The 17,452-nt window shown below is 61.3% G+C and carries 17 protein-coding genes; 12 read left to right on the forward strand and 5 right to left on the reverse strand.

Features of this window, described 5'->3' with window-relative positions:
• The first annotated feature begins 5 nt into the window (after nucleotides 1-5).
• The 5 genes from ahcY (at nucleotide 6) to ACP7BX_RS07255 (ending at nucleotide 6,564) form a co-directional block, all read left to right on the forward strand.
• Nucleotides 6-1,415, forward strand: a complete 1,410-nt coding sequence (ahcY, locus tag ACP7BX_RS07235) for an adenosylhomocysteinase (protein ID WP_101273373.1) — start codon at nucleotides 6-8, stop codon at nucleotides 1,413-1,415.
• A 178-nt stretch (nucleotides 1,416-1,593) separates the two neighbouring features.
• Nucleotides 1,594-2,439, forward strand: a complete 846-nt coding sequence (gene metF, locus ACP7BX_RS07240; protein ID WP_426127325.1) for a methylenetetrahydrofolate reductase [NAD(P)H] — start codon at nucleotides 1,594-1,596, stop codon at nucleotides 2,437-2,439.
• A gap of 82 nt (nucleotides 2,440-2,521) precedes the next feature.
• Nucleotides 2,522-3,604, forward strand: coding sequence for a hypothetical protein (locus ACP7BX_RS07245; protein ID WP_314534746.1), 1,083 nt, complete (start codon nucleotides 2,522-2,524; stop codon nucleotides 3,602-3,604).
• Between the two features lie 63 nt (nucleotides 3,605-3,667).
• Nucleotides 3,668-4,459, forward strand: coding sequence for a substrate-binding periplasmic protein (locus ACP7BX_RS07250; protein ID WP_426127323.1), 792 nt, complete (start codon nucleotides 3,668-3,670; stop codon nucleotides 4,457-4,459).
• 221 nt (nucleotides 4,460-4,680) lie between these two features.
• Nucleotides 4,681-6,564: a DEAD/DEAH box helicase gene (locus ACP7BX_RS07255; RefSeq protein ID WP_033897100.1), complete on the forward strand. Its 1,884-nt coding sequence runs from the start codon at nucleotides 4,681-4,683 to the stop codon at nucleotides 6,562-6,564.
• A gap of 67 nt (nucleotides 6,565-6,631) precedes the next feature.
• Here the strand turns inward: ACP7BX_RS07255 and ACP7BX_RS07260 are convergent, their stop codons facing one another.
• Complete coding sequence (locus ACP7BX_RS07260; RefSeq protein ID WP_016976077.1) at nucleotides 6,632-7,210, reverse strand: YceI family protein; 579 nt, start codon at nucleotides 7,208-7,210, stop codon at nucleotides 6,632-6,634.
• Nucleotides 7,211-7,242: 32 nt separating this feature from the next.
• Nucleotides 7,243-7,794: a cytochrome b gene (locus ACP7BX_RS07265; RefSeq protein ID WP_178952566.1), complete on the reverse strand. Its 552-nt coding sequence runs from the start codon at nucleotides 7,792-7,794 to the stop codon at nucleotides 7,243-7,245.
• Nucleotides 7,795-8,066: 272 nt separating this feature from the next.
• On the opposite strand from ACP7BX_RS07265, the gene ACP7BX_RS07270 reads away from it, so the two are divergent.
• Together ACP7BX_RS07270 and ACP7BX_RS07275 are read left to right on the forward strand one after the other, a co-directional pair.
• Entirely contained in the window at nucleotides 8,067-9,473 is a 1,407-nt protein-coding gene (locus ACP7BX_RS07270; protein ID WP_133075441.1) for an adenosylmethionine--8-amino-7-oxononanoate transaminase, read from the forward strand.
• Between the two features lie 30 nt (nucleotides 9,474-9,503).
• Nucleotides 9,504-10,223: a 16S rRNA (uracil(1498)-N(3))-methyltransferase gene (locus tag ACP7BX_RS07275; protein WP_177074269.1), complete on the forward strand. Its 720-nt coding sequence runs from the start codon at nucleotides 9,504-9,506 to the stop codon at nucleotides 10,221-10,223.
• Between the two features lie 20 nt (nucleotides 10,224-10,243).
• On the opposite strand, the gene ACP7BX_RS07280 is transcribed toward ACP7BX_RS07275, so the two are convergent.
• A complete protein-coding gene (locus ACP7BX_RS07280) occupies nucleotides 10,244-11,467 on the reverse strand; it encodes a D-amino acid dehydrogenase (RefSeq protein ID WP_426127319.1) in 1,224 nt (407 codons plus the stop codon).
• A gap of 108 nt (nucleotides 11,468-11,575) precedes the next feature.
• On the opposite strand from ACP7BX_RS07280, the gene ACP7BX_RS07285 reads away from it, so the two are divergent.
• Entirely contained in the window at nucleotides 11,576-12,478 is a 903-nt protein-coding gene (locus ACP7BX_RS07285; RefSeq protein ID WP_426127317.1) for a LysR family transcriptional regulator, read from the forward strand.
• Here the strand turns inward: ACP7BX_RS07285 and trhA are convergent.
• A complete protein-coding gene (gene trhA / locus ACP7BX_RS07290; RefSeq protein WP_016976069.1) occupies nucleotides 12,473-13,090 on the reverse strand; it encodes a PAQR family membrane homeostasis protein TrhA in 618 nt (205 codons plus the stop codon). The genes ACP7BX_RS07285 and trhA overlap by 6 nt on opposite strands.
• 322 nt (nucleotides 13,091-13,412) lie before the next feature.
• Here trhA and ACP7BX_RS07295 point away from each other — a divergent pair, with 322 nt between their 5' ends.
• The 4 genes from ACP7BX_RS07295 to ACP7BX_RS07310 are packed head-to-tail and all read left to right on the forward strand — an operon-like array spanning nucleotide 13,413 to nucleotide 16,580.
• Complete coding sequence (locus tag ACP7BX_RS07295) at nucleotides 13,413-14,492, forward strand: TauD/TfdA family dioxygenase (RefSeq protein WP_426127315.1); 1,080 nt, start codon at nucleotides 13,413-13,415, stop codon at nucleotides 14,490-14,492.
• 24 nt (nucleotides 14,493-14,516) lie between these two features.
• A complete protein-coding gene (locus ACP7BX_RS07300) occupies nucleotides 14,517-15,080 on the forward strand; it encodes a chromate transporter (protein ID WP_426127313.1) in 564 nt (187 codons plus the stop codon).
• Nucleotides 15,080-15,622, forward strand: coding sequence for a chromate transporter (locus tag ACP7BX_RS07305; RefSeq protein WP_314534769.1), 543 nt, complete (start codon nucleotides 15,080-15,082; stop codon nucleotides 15,620-15,622). Before ACP7BX_RS07300 ends, ACP7BX_RS07305 begins: the two co-directional genes overlap by 1 nt.
• Before the next feature lie 37 nt (nucleotides 15,623-15,659).
• A complete protein-coding gene (locus ACP7BX_RS07310) occupies nucleotides 15,660-16,580 on the forward strand; it encodes a LysR family transcriptional regulator (RefSeq protein ID WP_038849433.1) in 921 nt (306 codons plus the stop codon).
• Between the two features lie 106 nt (nucleotides 16,581-16,686).
• On the opposite strand, the gene madM is transcribed toward ACP7BX_RS07310, so the two are convergent.
• The gene (madM, locus tag ACP7BX_RS07315; protein ID WP_010207194.1) at nucleotides 16,687-17,451 is read right to left on the reverse strand and encodes a malonate transporter subunit MadM; all 765 of its coding nucleotides are present in this window, start codon (nucleotides 17,449-17,451) and stop codon (nucleotides 16,687-16,689) included.
• Nucleotide 17,452 lies beyond the last annotated feature (1 nt).

The raw sequence follows: 17,452 nt of genomic DNA on the forward strand, positions 1-17,452 counted from the left end.
TCTTCATGAGCGCAGTAAACACGCCTGCAGATTTCAACGACTACAAAGTCGCCGACATGTCCCTCGCCGCCTGGGGCCGTCGCGAAACCTTTATCGCCGAATCCGAAATGCCTGCCCTGATGGGTCTGCGCCGCAAGTACGCCGCTGAGCAGCCGCTCAAAGGCGCGAAGATTCTCGGCTGCATCCACATGACCATCCAGACTGCCGTGCTGATCGAAACCCTGGTTGCCCTGGGTGCCGAAGTGCGTTGGTCGTCGTGCAACATCTTCTCGACTCAAGACCAGGCCGCTGCCGCTATCGCCGCTGCCGGTATCGCGGTATTCGCCTGGAAAGGCGAGACCGAAGAAGAGTACGAGTGGTGCCTGGAGCAAACCATCCTCAAGGATGGCGCGCCATGGGATGCCAACATGATCCTCGACGATGGCGGCGACCTGACCGAGCTGCTGCACAAGAAATACCCGCAGATCCTGGACCGCGTCCACGGTGTGACCGAAGAAACCACCACCGGCGTGCACCGCCTGTTGGACATGCTGGCCAAGGGCGAGCTGAAAATCCCGGCCATCAACGTCAACGACTCGGTGACCAAGAGCAAGAACGACAACAAGTACGGCTGCCGTCACAGCCTGAACGATGCCATCAAGCGCGGTACCGACCACCTGCTGTCGGGCAAGCAAGCCCTGGTGATCGGCTACGGTGACGTGGGCAAGGGTTCGTCCCAGTCCCTGCGTCAGGAAGGCATGATCGTTAAAGTCTCCGAAGTTGACCCGATCTGCGCCATGCAAGCGTGCATGGACGGTTTCGAAGTGGTTTCGCCGTTCATCGACGGCCAGAACGACGGCACCGAAGCCAGCATCGACAAAGCGCTGCTGGGTAAGATCGACCTGATCGTGACCACCACCGGCAACGTGAATGTCTGCGACGCAAACATGCTCAAAGCCCTGAAGAAGCGCGCTGTTGTCTGCAACATCGGCCACTTCGACAACGAAATCGACACCGCTTTCATGCGCAAGAACTGGGCATGGGAAGAAGTTAAGCCACAGGTACACAAGGTTCACCGTACCGGTGCAGGCGATTTCGACCCGCAGAACGACGACTACCTGATCCTGCTGGCTGAAGGCCGCCTGGTTAACCTGGGCAACGCCACCGGCCACCCAAGCCGCATCATGGACGGCTCGTTCGCCAACCAGGTACTGGCACAGATCTTCCTGTTCGGCCAGAAATACGCCGACCTGTCGCCAGCCCAAAAAGCCGAGCGCCTGACCGTGGAAGTGCTGCCGAAGAAACTCGACGAAGAAGTGGCCCTGGAAATGGTCCGCGGCTTTGGCGGCGTAGTGACTCAACTGACCAAGACCCAGGCCGACTACATCGGCGTGACGGTCGAAGGTCCGTTCAAGCCGCACGCTTACCGCTACTGATATGCCTGCTGCCCGCTCCCTTTCAAGGAAAGCGGGCTTTATGTGGGAGCGGGCTTGCTCGCGAATGCGGTGTGTCAGTCGACATATTCATCAACTGACCTACCGCATTCGCGAGCAAGCCCGCTCCCACATTGACGGTGTACATCTTCTGGCTTGATGAGTTTCCATAGGTACGACCATGTCCCAAGACCGTCGCTACAGCTTCGAGTTCTTCCCGACCAAGACCGATGCTGGGCATGAAAAATTGATGGCGACTGCTACGCAGTTGGCCAGCTACAACCCCGACTTCTTTTCCTGCACCTACGGCGCCGGCGGCTCGACCCGTGATCGCACGATCAACACCGTGTTGCAGCTGGAAAGCCAAGTCAAAGTTCCCGCCGCTCCGCATTTGTCATGCGTGGGCGACAGCAAGGACGACCTGCGCGGCCTGCTGACCCAATACAAGGCCGCCGGCATCAAGCGCATCGTCGCCCTGCGTGGCGACCTGCCGTCCGGCATGGGCATGGCCAGCGGTGAGCTGCGCCACGCCAATGACCTGGTGAGCTTCATCCGTGAAGAAACCGGCGATCACTTCCACATCGAAGTGGCGGCTTACCCGGAGATGCACCCCCAGGCACATAGCTTCGAAGACGATCTGCAAAACTTCGTGCGCAAGGCCAACGCTGGCGCCGACAGCGCGATCACCCAGTACTTCTTCAACGCCGACAGCTACTTCTACTTCGTCGAGCGTGTACGGGCCATGGGTGTGAACATCCCGATCGTGCCGGGCATCATGCCGATCACCAATTACAGCAAGCTGGCGCGCTTCTCCGACGCCTGCGGTGCCGAGATCCCACGCTGGGTGCGCAAACAACTGGAAGCCTATGGCGATGACGTCAAGAGCATCCAAGCGTTTGGCGAACAGGTCATCACAAATATGTGTGAAGAATTGTTGAACGGTGGTGCGCCAGGGCTGCATTTCTATACCCTTAACCAGGCTGAACCGAGCCTTGCGATCTGGAACAACCTCAAGCTGCCGCGCTGAGGTTGTTCAAGCAGTACCCAGGCCCTCGTTTATACGGGGGCTTTTTTTGTTCACACACTCCCGGAATGGAAGCCAGCAGTAAATGAATACAGCGTCCCCGACCCCTCGCCCACAGCTGGTTTACCTGGTATTTGGCGCCGAGACCTACCATCAGGAAGCGGTATTCAGCATCGCCAGCGCACTCGCGCATCTGGGCGGTACTCAGAACATGCCGTTGGACATCCAGGTGTTCAGCGATAACCCAACGCCCTACGCGGGACTGCCGGTGCAGGTCCACACACTGGACGACGCCACGCGCCAACGCTGGAGCGAGCCCCACGGCTACCATTTCCGCACCAAACATGTGCTGTTGCGCCAAGTCCTCGAAACCTCGGAACGCGCGCTGCTGATCGACACGGACACGTTTTTCCACGACTCGCCCATGGCACTGTTCGAACGCGTCACCCCCGGCACCTTGCTATGCAATGCTTTCCAAGCCAAGTACGGCGATAACCGCGAAAGCCCGCTGTACGGCTCCCTGGCGAAAGTATTGGCAGAAAAAGGCTTGGCCGATGACGACATGCCGCTGCTCAATTCCGGCGTCATGGGCCTGGCCCGAGAAGACGCGCACCTGCTGGATCACTCCATCACACTGATGGACGACCTGTTCCTGCTGGCGGGCGGTGCGTACACCCTTGAGGAGTTCTGCCTGTCGGTGGTTGCCTACCGCACGGTCAACGTGCGCCAGTGCCCGGACCTGATCCACCACTATTGGAGCCGCAAGCAGCTGTTCCGCGCCAAGGTCAAGGCTTGGATCACCAAGCACGCCGCCGCCCCCATCAGCGCCGAGGCGTTGGCCGACACACGCAAAGTCTCCGCCCACCTGCCGCGCCCACCGCGCCTGCAGCGCCAGATGTACAAGCTGATCACCCTGGCATTGCCCAAGCGCAAGCAGCAGTTCATCCGCGAGATTCTCTACGGCTGCTACGAACACGAAAACGAATTCGACCAGGCCTGTGGCCCGGTTTGGTGGGACAAAGCCCGGCAGAACCAGGAAGAACGCCAGAAATGCCCGGTGGATGCGCACCAACTGGAACACTGGTTCGCCAACCCCTTGGTACGCCTGATTCTCGGCGAGCGGCGCGCAGCCATCCATGAACACCTGATGAGCTCAGAGGCCAAATAGCATCGCCCGCAGATGCGTGCGCCAGAGCTTCTCTTTAAGGCAGGAGCGTCGTAACCTCAGGGCATGCCCATCATTCTGAAGCTTGTGACCGCTGCCCTTTTGACTTGCCTGAGCCTGGCCGCTTACGGCGAGAAACTGCGCATTGTCACCGAGCCTTGGGCGCCCTATGTGTATGAAGAACAGGGCACCATGCAGGGGCTGGACTACGAAACCACGGTGATCGTGTTCCAACGCCTGGGCGTGGATGTGCAATGGCAGTTCCTGCCCTGGAAGCGCTGCCTGGCCATGCTCGACCAAGGGCATGCCGACGGGGCGCTGGATATTTTCCACAGCCATGAGCGCGATGCCTTGCTGCTGTACCCCAGCGAACCGCTGTCGGAGGTGGAGTTCGTGCTGTTCTACGCCAATGAGCGCCCCCACCCCGTTCAAAGCCTCGAAGAGGTGCGCGGCCTGACTGTCGGTACGTCGCCGGGGTATCTGTACGGCGCGGCATTCAGCGATTCCACCCTGTTCAACCGTGAGCCCGCCCCCAGCCATGAAGCCAACTTCGGCAAATTGATGCTCGGGCGTATCGATCTGGTGATCACCGACCGCCGCGTAGGCCAGCATGTGATCAAGACGCTGGGCCTGGAAGGCAAGGTCAGCCAGGCGCCGGTGGTGGTCAGCCGCCAGCAGCAGTTCCTTGCGGTGCGTCGTGGCGCGGGCATGGATCTGTTGGTGCAACGCTTTGCCGCCGAGCTCAAACGCTTCAAGCAAGAGCCGGCCTATAGCGTTTTGAGCGCCAAATATGGTGGAATCCAAGCGATTACGGGGTCTGGACGCACCGTTGAGCAGCAGGAAAGCGGCGCGCCGTGATTGCTCTGTTATACTCCGGCCTTTCCGCCAGGCTCACGCCCGGCCGCTGAGGTCTTGAAAAAGGCACCCAACCCCGCTACAGCGCAGCTTTCAGCCCGCGCGAGCCGGTGGAGTGCCCGCCAGACGCAGCAGGACCGGACGGGATAACGCTCCCCTAAGCGTCATTCACGCCCGGCAAGATTATCCCTTTGGGCCAAGCCCTAACTAAAACAGGATTACTCATGTCCTTTGCTTCCCTCGGTCTCTCCGAGGCTTTAGTCCGCGCCATCGAGGCAGCGGGCTATACCGAGCCTACTCCGGTGCAACAGCGGGCCATTCCCGCCGTGTTGCAAGGTCGCGACCTGATGGTCGCGGCTCAGACAGGTACTGGTAAAACCGGCGGCTTCGCCCTCCCGATTCTGGAGCGGTTGTTTCCCAATGGTCACCCGGACAAATCCCAGCGTCACGGCCCGCGCCAACCGCGCGTACTGGTCCTGACCCCCACCCGCGAACTCGCCGCCCAAGTGCACGACAGCTTCAAGCTGTATGCCCGCGACTTGAAGTTCGTCAGCGCCTGCATCTTCGGCGGCGTCGGCATGAACCCACAGGTTCAGGCCATGTCCCGTGGTGTGGACGTACTGGTCGCCTGCCCAGGTCGTTTGCTCGACCTGTGCGGCCAAGGCAGCGTCGATCTGTCCCACGTGGAAATCCTCGTGCTGGACGAAGCCGACCGCATGCTCGACATGGGCTTTGTCCATGACGTGAAAAAGGTCCTCGCCCGCCTGCCGGCCAAACGTCAGAACCTGCTGTTCTCGGCCACGTTCTCCCAGGACATCACTGCCCTGGCCGGCAAGCTGCTGCACAACCCGGAACGCATCGAAGTCACGCCGCCGAACACCACGGTCGAGCGTATCGAGCAACGTGTGTTCCGCCTGCCTGCCAGCCACAAGCGTGCACTGCTGGCCCACCTGATCACCGCCGGCGCGTGGGAACAGGTGCTGGTCTTCACCCGCACCAAGCATGGCGCCAACCGCCTGGCCGAGTACCTGGACAAGCACGGCCTCACCGCCGTCGCCATTCATGGCAACAAGAGCCAGAACGCGCGCACCAAGGCCCTGGCTGACTTCAAGGCCGGCACCGTACGCATCCTGGTCGCCACCGATATCGCCGCCCGTGGCCTGGATATCGACCAGTTGCCACACGTGGTCAACTTCGAGCTGCCGAACGTCGATGAAGATTACGTGCACCGTATCGGCCGTACTGGCCGTGCCGGTCGCTCGGGTGAAGCCATCTCCCTGGTGGCGCCGGACGAAGAAAAACTGCTGAAAAGCATCGAACGCATGACCAAGCAGAAAATCGCCGACGGCGACCTGATGGGCTTCGATGCCAGCACCGTTGAGGCTGAGAAGCCTGAAGCGCGCGAGCGTCCGGACGTGCGCAACCCGCGCAACCCACGCGGTCCGAAGGGTGATGGCCCGAACGGCGGCGGTGGTGGCGGTGGTCGTCGCGACAAGGGCAAAGATAAAGGCAAGGAAAAATCTGCGACCAGCGGCCGTGGCGAACGCCCAGCCCGTGAGCAGAAACCTCGTGAAGGTACCCCGGCCCGCGAACAGCGCCAGCCGAGCCAACCGCCACGCGCCGCTGCCGACCGTGCGCCGGACGAATTCCTCGACGACGACGTGGATAACTTCGGTAACCGCGTCGACTACGTGCCACAGGCCAAACCGGCCCAAGGCCGTGGCCGTCGCCCAGGTGCCCCGGCACAGGGCGCTGGCGCTGGCGCTCCACGTGGCGGCCAGCCTCAAGGTGGCCGTCAGAATGGCCCACGCAACAGCAGCGGCGGCACCACCGGTACGCCACCTGCCAAGCGCAACGGCCCGCGTAACGGCGCGCCACGTGACGGCCAGGCGCGCCGCGAAGACTCGCGCAGCAACAACCGTCGCCCAGCCCGTGACGACCAGCCTCGCTCGTCCGAACCGGCCGTGCAGAACCCACGCGGTGGCCCGGCGCCAAAGATCATCCACAAGGAGTCGAAAGCGGATCGCTTCCCGACACCCGAGCAGTTGGATCAACTGCCAGGCCGTCCTCGTGGTGAAAAGCCAGCGTTGCTGACCCGCAACCGCTGAGTTTTGTAGCCCAATAAAAAATGCCCCGCATCTTTCGATGCGGGGCATTTTTTTGTGCAGGCAGAAATTACTTCTGCTTAACACCTTCCAGCGAGATGTCCAGGTCCACAGTCTGCGAGGACGGGCCTGGGCCTTTGATGCCGAAGTCGTTCAGGTTGACGGTGGTCTTGGCGTTGAAGCCGGCACGTTCGCCGCCCCACGGGTCTTTGCCTTCACCGTTGAAGGTGGCCTTGAAGGTCACCGGCTTGGTCACGCCGTGGAAGGTCAGGTCGCCGGTCACGTCAGCGGTTTTTTCGCCGGTCGATTTAACAGCGGTGGAGACGAACTTGGCGTCAGCGAACTTGGCAACGTCCAGGAAATCTTTGCTGGCGATGTGCTTGTCACGTTCTGCGTGGTTGGACCACAGGCTGGCGGTTTTCACGTCGACCGCGATTTTGCTGGCCTCAGGCTTGGCGGCGTCCCAGCTGAAGGTGCCATCCCAGTCCTTGAAAGTACCGTGGATGAAGCTGTAGCCCAGGTGGCTGATTTTCCAGTCGATGAAGGCGTGCTGGCCTTCCTTGTCGATCTTGTAGTCAGCAGCCATCACCTGACCTGCAGACAGCAGGGCAGTACCGATTGCCAGAGCGGCGAGGGTCTTTTTCAACATGCGTTCTATTCCTTGTGAGTCGAGGTTGAACATCAGGCTTTGCGGCCCAGCATACGAAGCAGGGTCACATCACGGTCAATGAAGTGGTGTTTCAACGCAGCCACGCCGTGCAAGCCGGCGAAGACCACCAACACCCAAGCGAGGTACAGATGCACCAGGCCGGCGTTATCTGCCTGGTCCGGTAGTCCGGAAACCACGGCAGGAATCTCAAACAGGCCAAACACCGGGATACCGACACCGTCTGCGGTGGAAATCAGGTAACCGGCGATCATCACGGCAAACAACCCGAGATACAGGAACCCGTGGCCGAAGGCAGCGCCAATACGGGTCATGCGGCTGTAGCTTTCCAGCGGTGGCGGCGGCGGGCTCACCAGGCGCCAGACAATACGCACCAGCATGATGGCGAACAGCGTGATGCCAATGCTCTTATGCAGGTCCGGCGCGTCTTTACGCCAGGCGCTGTAGTAGTCGAGGCCGACCATCCACAGGCCCAGGGCGAACAAGCCAAACACCACCAGGGCCACGCCCCAGTGCAAAACCATGCTGACCCAGCCATAGCGGGCCGGTGAATTACGTAACTGCATGTACTTAATCCCGTAGTAGTGCGCCCAAGACTAGCGATTTACCTATCGAATTAAAGCGGAAAATTTCGCTTTGAAATATCGAGAAATACGATCTTGAGGGTATGAAGCGTAAATTAACATCGGATTAAGGACTATCCAGAAGAAACGTGACAGACCGTCCTGCCTTTACCGTCAATTCATAGGTAATGGCTTGTGACACAGCCATGCATTGCATAGGCTTGCGCGATTGTTTTACCTGCGCCCGCCGCAGGACCGCTTCGAGGAGATCACCGATGGGCTTGAACAACCAGTGGATGCAACGCGACCTGGCGGTGCTGTGGCATCCCTGCACCCAGATGAAAGACCACCAGCAACTGCCGCTGATCCCGATCAAGCGTGGTGAAGGCGTATGGCTGGAAGACTTCGAAGGCAAGCGCTACCTCGATGCCGTCAGTTCCTGGTGGGTCAACGTGTTTGGCCACGCCAACCCGCGTATCAACCAGCGCATCAAGGACCAGGTCGACCAGCTGGAACATGTGATCCTCGCCGGTTTCAGCCACCAGCCGGTGATCGAGCTGTCCGAGCGCCTGGTGCAGATGACGCCCGAGGGCCTGACCCGCTGCTTCTACGCCGATAACGGCTCGTCCTGCATCGAAGTCGCGCTGAAGATGAGCTTCCACTATTGGCTCAACCGCGGCCTGCCGAACAAGAAGCGCTTCGTCACCCTGACCAACAGCTACCACGGCGAAACCATCGCTGCGATGTCGGTAGGCGACGTGCCGCTGTTTACCGAGACCTACAAGGCGCTGCTGCTCGACACGATCAAAGTGCCAAGCCCCGATTGCTACCTGCGCCCCGAAGGCGTGAGCTGGGAAGACCACTCGCGCACGATGGCCCAGGTGATGGAACAGACCCTCGCCGAGCACCACGACACCGTCGCCGCTGTGATCATCGAACCGCTGATCCAGGGTGCCGGCGGCATGCGCATGTACCACCCGGTGTACCTCAAGTTGCTGCGCGAAGCCTGCGATCGCTACGGCGTGCATTTGATCCACGACGAAATCGCCGTCGGCTTCGGTCGCACCGGCAGCATGTTCGCCTGTGAACAAGCCGGTATCCGCCCGGACTTCCTGTGCCTGTCCAAGGCCCTCACCGGCGGCTATCTGCCGCTGGCGGCCGTGGTGACCACCGACGACGTGTACGACGCCTTCTACGACGACTACCCGACCCTGCGCGCCTTCCTGCACTCCCACAGCTACACCGGCAATCCGCTGGCGTGCGCGGCAGCGTTGGCCACCCTGGATATTTTCGAAGAAGACAACGTCATCGAAAACAACAAGGCCCTGGCCCAGCGCATGGCCACCGCCACTGCGCATCTGGTGGACCACCCACACGTGTCGGAAGTGCGCCAGACCGGCATGGTGCTGGCTATCGAGATGGTCCAGGACAAAGCCACCAAGACCGCCTACCCCTGGCAGGAACGCCGTGGCCTGAAGGTGTTCGAGCATGCCCTGGAACGCGGCGCGTTGTTGCGGCCACTGGGCAGCGTGGTGTATTTCCTGCCGCCCTATGTGATTACGCCGGAACAGATCGACTTCCTCGCCGAAGTCGCCAGTGAAGGGATCGATATCGCCACCAACAGCAGTGTCAGCGTTGCCGTGCCGAAAGATTTCCACCCAGGCTTCCGTGATCCGGGCTGATGGCCCGCACCCTTTTTTCAGAGAACCGAAATGAGACTGTCCCGTTTTTTCACCGACACCCCGCTGAGCCTTGGCGATCACGAACTGCCGGAAGCCCAGGCGCACTATATCAGCCGTGTGCTGCGCATGGGCGAAGGTGACGCCGTGCAATTGTTCGACGGTTCCGGCCAGGAGTTCCGGGGCAGCCTGCTGGAAGTCGGCAAGAAACGCGTTAGCGTGCAACTCACCGAAAGCTTTGCCGGCCAAGCTGAATCGCCGCTGCACATCCACCTGGGTCAGGGCTTGTCCCGGGGCGAGCGCATGGATTGGGCGATTCAGAAAGCCACCGAACTGGGCGTCAACGCCATCACGCCGATTTTCAGCGAGCGCTGCGAAGTGCGCCTCAAGGACGAACGCGCCGACAAGCGCCTGCTGCACTGGCGCCAAGTGGCGATCAGCGCCTGCGAACAATGCGGGCGCTCCACCGTGCCGGTGATTCACCCACCACTGCTGCTGGCGGACTGGTTGAAACAGACCGAAGCGGACTTGAAGCTGGTGCTGCACCCGGTGGCCGAGCCGATGGTCAGTCACGCCAAGCCTTCCAGCCTGGCCTTTCTGATCGGCCCTGAAGGTGGGCTGACCGACAATGAAGTCGACACCGCCCAAGCTGCCGGCTACCACGCGGCCCGCCTCGGCCCGCGTGTATTGCGTACCGAGACGGCGCCGGTGGTGGCGTTGGCAGTCGCCCAACAGTTGTGGGGCGACTTCTAACGCCCTCTTGCGCAACCCGATCAAATCAGCGCGGGCGCAAGGCCCTGCATATCAATGGAAGGCGTTTGCTGGCCGATCAGTTCAGCCAGCAACTGCCCGCTGCCACAGGCCAATGTAAAACCCAGCGCGCCGTGGCCAAGGTTCAGCCACAGGTTGCGGCAGGTGCTGGCGCCAATCAGCGGTACGCCGGTCGGCGTCGCCGGACGCATACCGGCCCACTCCACCGCGTGGGCATAATCGCCGGCGAGCGGGAATGTCTCCAGCGCCTGGCGTTTCATCAACGCCAGGCGTTTGGGCTCAAGGCTGGCGTCGAAGCCAACGATATCCACCATCGCGGCGACCCGCAGTTGTTCACCAATACGCGCGTACACGATCTTACGGTCGTAATCGGTGATGCTCACATTCGGCGCCTGATGTTGCGTGCCAATCGGCACACTGAGGCTGTAGCCCTTGAGCGGGTACAACGGCAACGGCAGGCCCAACTCGGCACTGCGATAACCCGCCGCCAGCACCAGATGTTCAACGGGCATCACCTCATCCCCTAACTCGATGGCCTGCACAGCCCCTCCAGCCTGACGAATGCCGGTGACCTTGCTGCCCAGCAAAAACCGGCATCGCCCCGACGCTTCCAGCCGCGCCGCCAACTGCTGGCAGAAGGCATGACAATCACCGACCTCCTCATTGGGCGTGTAGATCCCGCCGACAAAAGCCCCGCCCGCCAGCGCGGGCTCGAGGCGCGCGCAATCGGCGGCTGAGAGCACTTGCTGTTGCAGGATATCGGTGACCTTGCTGCGCGCCTGCTCAAAGGAGCTGGCGCTGCGAAAGGTCACCAGCTTGCCGTTGCGCCGCCAATCGAAGCCATCCAGGTGATCTTCGTCACGCCACTGTTGCAAGGTGTCCTGGCTCAGGGATGCCAGGCGCAGCAGGTGCGCGGCATTGCGTCTGTTCACCGAGCCCCGGCAGGCACCGAGAAACGCCGCCATCCAACGCCACTGCTGCGGGTCGAGGCGCGGGCGCAGCTTCAAGGGAGAGTCACCGCGCAACAGCCAACCGATGGCTTGCAGCGGCACACCCGCATCGGCCAGCGGCGCCACGTAGCGATAGGACAGTTGACCGCCGTTGGCGAAGCTGGTCTCGCTGCCCAGGGTCTCGCGCGCGTCGATCACCGTCACCTCATGACCGGCACGCACCAACGCATAGGCGCTGGCCAGGCCAATCACTCCACCCCCGATAATGCACACCATTTGCGACGTCCGCCGTTGAATCCAGAGGTCTCAAGCCTAGGGGCAGGTGACAGGCCGCTGACAATGAATAAAGATGGCTCACCTATAAACAAAGGTTATGGACGTGCCATGCGCTTGCGTCATATCGAAATCTTCCAGGCCATCCGCCAGACCGGCTCCGTCAGCGCCGCCGCGCAGTTGTTGCATGTGTCGCAACCGGCGGTCACCAAGGTGCTGCAACACGCAGAATTGCAGCTGGGCTTCCCGCTGTTCCTGCGCGTGCGCGGCAAATTGCAGCCCACCCCGGAAGCCCTGGCGCTGGAAAGCGAAGTGGAGAAAGTCACCGAAAGCCTGCAAGGCGTGCGACGCCTGGCCAAGAGTCTGCGCCGTGCACCAGGCCAGAGCGTACGCATTGGCGCGATCCCGGCGCTGGCCTTGTCACTGCTACCGCCGGCGATTCTGGAATGGAAGCGCGACTACCCGGACATGGCCTGCGAACTGTCCAGCGACCATAGCCGCGAGCTGGTGCAGAAGCTGCTGATGCGTGAGATCGACCTGGCGCTGACGCTCAACTTCTCCGGCCATCCGGGCTTGACCACGCAGGTGCTGGCCAACGGCGTGCTGGTGGCGCTGGCGTCCAAAGGCTATTGGTCCGACGCCGAGCTGAGCCAGCCATTGCCCCTGGCGAATCTGGCAGGCACGCCGCTGATTGGCCTGTCCAGCGCCGACCCGCTGGCCGCGAAACTCGACAGCTACCTGGAAAACGTCGACCCACCGCCACGGGTGACAATCGCCGTGCAAACCTACTCCCTGGCCCGCGCCATGGTGGAGTCCGGCGCCGGCCTCACCGTCATCGACCCCTTTACGGCCCTGGGTGCCTCGACGGCCACCACGTGCATCCGCCCGCTCACGCCGCCACTGCCGATCACCCTATACGCCCTCACCCGCGCCGATGAACCACCGCCGCACATGCTGGCCAATCTGCTGCAGATTTTTGGCCACCGAGCCCGTGAGCTTCTGGAGCGTTTATAGGACGTAATGCATGATCGCCACGAAGTGCAGCAAACTCCCACCGATCACAAACAAATGCCAGATCCCATGGGAATGCCGCAGACGGTCCTCCAGGGCAAAGAAGATGATGCCAACGGTGTACAACACCCCGCCCGAGGCCAACCAGATAAACCCCGCCGTGCCCAATGCGGCAAGCAGCGGCTTGACCGCCACCAGCACGATCCAGCCCATCACCGCGTAAATCACGATCGACAGGATGCGCGCCTCGGAGCGCGGCTTGATCTCCTGCAGAATGCCGATCACCGCCAGCCCCCACACGATGCCAAACAGCGTCCAGCCCCACGGCCCTCTCAAGGTCACCAGGCAGAACGGCGTGTAACTGCCGGCGATCAGCAGGTAGATCGAAAAGTGATCGACCTTCTGCATGATCTCTTTTCGCCGCCCCTTCACGCTGTGGTACACGGTCGAGGCGCTGTACAACACCATCAGGGTAAAGCCATAGATCGCCACGCTGACGATCTTCCAGGGGCTGCCGTCCAGGCTCGCCACCACCAACATCCATACGGCGCCAATACACGCCGCGACTGCACCGAGCAAATGGCTCCAGGCGTTGAATCGTTCCCCGTGATACATGTGTCACTCACCTCTGAATTACCGCTGCTAGACCAGATCCAGCCTTGTGCAACTCAAGAAAAAACACCCGATGTGATTATCTGACGCATATGTGACAACGTTTTTCGCATCGGCAACACAGCGCATTGGTCGACCTGTCGGTTTCTTTGTTTCAGTCGAAGCAAAAGGAGTATTCGTCTGTTAACAAAGAAAGGCCCCTCAAGCCAAAGTGCTTGCTTCCTACCGACAGACGTAAAGGGTCAGCTACCGCACGCACCGCCGTTTGACCCCGCGCAAGCGTTGGACTATGTAGCTCGAACCCCGTCTGCCAGGAGTTCGAAAAATGCCTCCCAAGCCTTCAAGTGTCGGCGAGCTGTTGCCCGAGTCCAACGAACCGTGGAATGCCGCCAGCTTGCGCGACGCTCACCGCCAGTGGGTCTACACCCTCTCCACGCCGCAAATCCACGAAGTGGAACGGGCCCTGGAACAGATTCAGCGTTGCGCAAAACCGGCCTTGCGCTGCACGCCGCTGGATTTTCCTCTGCCCACCTTGCACGCCATGCTGCAAAGAGCCGTTCTCTCCTGTGAGACCCGCCTGGGTCTCTTTTTGATCCGTGGGCTGCCCATCGCTCACCTGAATGAAACCCAGGCGCGCTGGCTGGCCTGGGGCATCGGGCTGCACCTGGGGGTGCCGCTGATCCAGAACGACGCAGGGCAATTGCTGGTGGATGTGCGCGATATCAGCGCCGGAGAACACCGGCTGCGCGACAACATCACCAACGCGGCCATGGGGTTTCACGTCGACGCCTGCGACCTGTCCGCCCTGCTCTGCCGGCGCAAGGCTGCTTATGGCGGGCACACCTGGGTGAGCAATATGCTCACGGTGCACAATCAACTCGCCCGGCAAAACCTTGCCTGGCTCCAGGCACTCTATCAACCCTTGCCGTTCCTGGACCTGGCACGCCAAGGTTTTTTCCGCTGCCCGGTTTTCGCCGTCCACCACGGCGTTTTTGCAGGCCGCTTCTACCGTAAACGAATCCTCGCCTGCCGTAATTTACCGGGTGCACCCAAGCTCTCCGACGCCACCTGGGACGCTATCGATGCATTTGAGCAATTGGCATCGGCCCCGGAAAACTGTCTGGAAATTCACTTGCAGCCAGGCGACCTGCACCTGTTGAATAACCACGTGGTCTGCCATGCCCGCACGCCGTTCACCGATATCGGGCCACTGGATGACAAACGCCACCTGTTCCGCCAATGGTTCGCGACGCCTTTCAGTCGCCCGTTGCCCCAGGCGTTTCGCCAGGCCTACGGCCGCACGGAGGCCGCGACGCTTCGCGGGGGTTATCAAGGGTGGCAGCCCACGGCGAGTACCCTACGCTTCCAACAACAACTAGCCGAATGCCATGGGGTGATTGTCTGAGCGCTCCTGGCAGTGGAACCGAACATGTCCGAGCCCCCTCTCGCCCCGCCGCCCAGCCTGTGGCAACTGTTTTACAACTTTGCCTGGGTTGGCCTTTGTGGTTTCGGCGGCGTATTGCCCTGGGCGCGGCAGATGATGGTCGACCGCAGGCGCTGGATCAGCGAGCAGGCGTTCAATGAGCTGCTGACCACCGGCCAGTTTTTCCCCGGTCCCAATATCGCCAACGTCGGCATCATCTACGGCCGTCGCCTGCATGGCCTGCCCGGTGCGGTTGTGACCGTGTGCGGGCTGTACCTGTTCCCTTCGCTGATTACCGTGCTTGCCGGATTCGCCTATACACAGTGGTGGAGCCATGAGGTGGTGCAGCAGATTTTCGGGGCGGTCATGCCGATTGCCACCGGCCTGATTCTGGGCACCACCCTGCGCCTGCTCAAGGCCATGCCCAGGACGGTCGCCAACTACGTCGCGTTCCTGATGACCTTTGTGCTGATGGCAATCCTGGTGCTGCCGCTGTGGATGGTGCTGTTGATCTGCATACCCAGTTCGCTGGCGCTGGGCTTCATCGATACACGCAAGGGAGCCCGCTGATGCAAGGCACGCTCCTGCACTTGATGATCCAATGCGCGCTATGGTCGTTGATGTCGATCGGCGGCAACATGGTTGCCATCGGCGACATCCATCGCTACTCAGTCAACGACATGAATTGGCTGACCGACGCACAGTTCGTCGCGTTCTTCGCCCTATCCCAGGCGTTGCCCGGCCCCAATGGCATGCTGTTGGTGTTTATCGGCCAGCAAGCCGCCGGCCTGCCTGGCGCCATCGTGGCCTTGCTGGCCAAGCTGGTGCCGTGCTCGGTGCTCACCTACCTCGGCGCCGGCTGGCTGGAGCGCCATACCGAAACGCCGTGGGTGCAGCGGGTCAAGCGCAGCCTGCTACCCATTTCCATCGGCCTGATCCTCGCCGCCAGCTACATCCTGATGAACAGCCTGGAAAACAACGCCACCAGCCTGGTGCTGACCCTGGCCAGCGCCGCCGTGGTGTATTACACGCGGCTGAATGCGATCTGGCTGATCCTCCTCGGCGTGCTATTGGGCCTGTGCAGTGCATGGCTGGGAGCGGACTGGTTTTAGGGGCACAATCGACGGCATTCGAATAAGAGCCACGGCCATGCTGATCGACGAAGAATTCACCCTCAAAAAGCTCGAGATCTTCCTGGCGTTCATGCGCACCGGCAACCTTGCCCGTGCCGCCGCCGAGCTGCAAACCAGCAACGTCAGTGTGCACCGCGCCATCCACTCCCTGGAAAACGCCTTGCGCTGCCCGCTGTTCAAACACGAAGGCCGCAACCTCACGCCGCTGGAAAGCGCCTACGTCTTGGAAGAACGCGCACAGAAACTGGTGGCCGATGTGGTCGACAGCGTGCGCCTCACCCGCGAAGCCGCTGGCTTCTCGGCCGAACGCTTCAAGCTCGGCTCGCTGTATTCGCTGACGGTGAAGACCGTGCCGCAACTGATCATGGGCCTGAAGATCCGTCGCAGCGAACTCAACATCGACCTGATCCTGGGCTCCAACTTCGACCTGCTCTACAAGCTCAAGAACATGGAAGTGGACGCGATCCTCATCTCCCTCGACGAGCACGCCAACGACCCGGACTGCGAACAGATCGCGCTGTTCTCCGACGATATTTTCCTCGCCACCCCGGCGGATTCTCCGTTCGACCGCGATCAGCAAATCGACCTCGCAGATGTGCGCGACGCGACCTTCATCACCCTCACCCAAGGCTTCGCCACGCACCAAGATGGCAATCGTGTGTTCAAGCAGGCGGGGTTCGAGCCGAAGGTGGCGATGCAGGTCAATGACATCTTCACGTTGCTGAGCATGGTCAGCTCAGGCGTGGGTTATGCGCTGCTGCCAGGGCGGATTGCGGCGGTGTATGAGAACCGCGTGAAGTTGATACCGCTGCAACCCCGGTATCGGTTGCAGCAGCATATTGGCGTGGTGTTCTTGAAGGCCAAGGAAAGGGACCCGAACTTGCTGGCGTTGTTGGCGGAGTGCCGAATGTACGCCAATCGCCAGGTGACAGCCTGACAAACCGCTTTCGCGAGCAAGCCCGCTCCCACATTTGAAATGCATTCCAAATGTGGGAGCGGGCTTGCTCGCGAAGACGCCCGACCAGACAACACAAATTCCGAAGTTAACCGACCAACCCGCGCACGATGAAGTACAGCAACGAAGGCCCGAGCAAGCAACCCAACCCGGTGTGAAACGTCGCCGTCAGCGCGCCATAGGGCACCAAGCGCCGATCCGTCGCCGCCAAGCCAGCGGTCACACCACTGACGGTGCCGGCCAACCCACCAAAAACCATCGCCGAACGCGGGTTATCCAGCCCCATCCAACGCGCCGCGACCGGCGTGCCGACCATCACCAGGATCGCCTTGATCAACCCGGTGGCAATCGACAGCGCCATCACATCCGACGTCGCGCCAATCGCCGCGCCGGTCACCGGGCCGACGATGTAGGTGACGGCGCCCGCGCCAATGGTGGTCATGCTGATCGCATCGCGATAACCAAAGGCCCAGGCCATGCTCGCGCCGACGATAAACGGCAGGATCGTACCCAGCAGCAACGCGATCACACCGATCATTCCGGCCTTGCGCGCCTCGGTGGCTTGCACTTCAAACGCCGTGGCGACGATGGCGAAGTCGCGCAGCATTGCGCCGCCCATCAGGCCGATGCCGGAGAACAGCGCCAGGTCCGCCAGGCCTTTCTGGCCGCCGGTAATGGTGCCACCAACCCAGGCCAAGACCAGGCCGATGACAATGGCAATCGCCGAGCCATGGATGCGCCCGAAGGTCAGCCGCTTGGACAGCACCACGGAAATCCACATGACCACGCCGACAAAGGCAAACGCGGTGATCAGGCCGTTATGTTCCAAGCCTTTTTCAATGAGGTCCCACATA

This window comes from Pseudomonas sp. DWP3-1-3b3, from assembly GCF_049896305.1.
GTDB classification, from domain to species: domain Bacteria; phylum Pseudomonadota; class Gammaproteobacteria; order Pseudomonadales; family Pseudomonadaceae; genus Aquipseudomonas; species Aquipseudomonas azotoformans_A.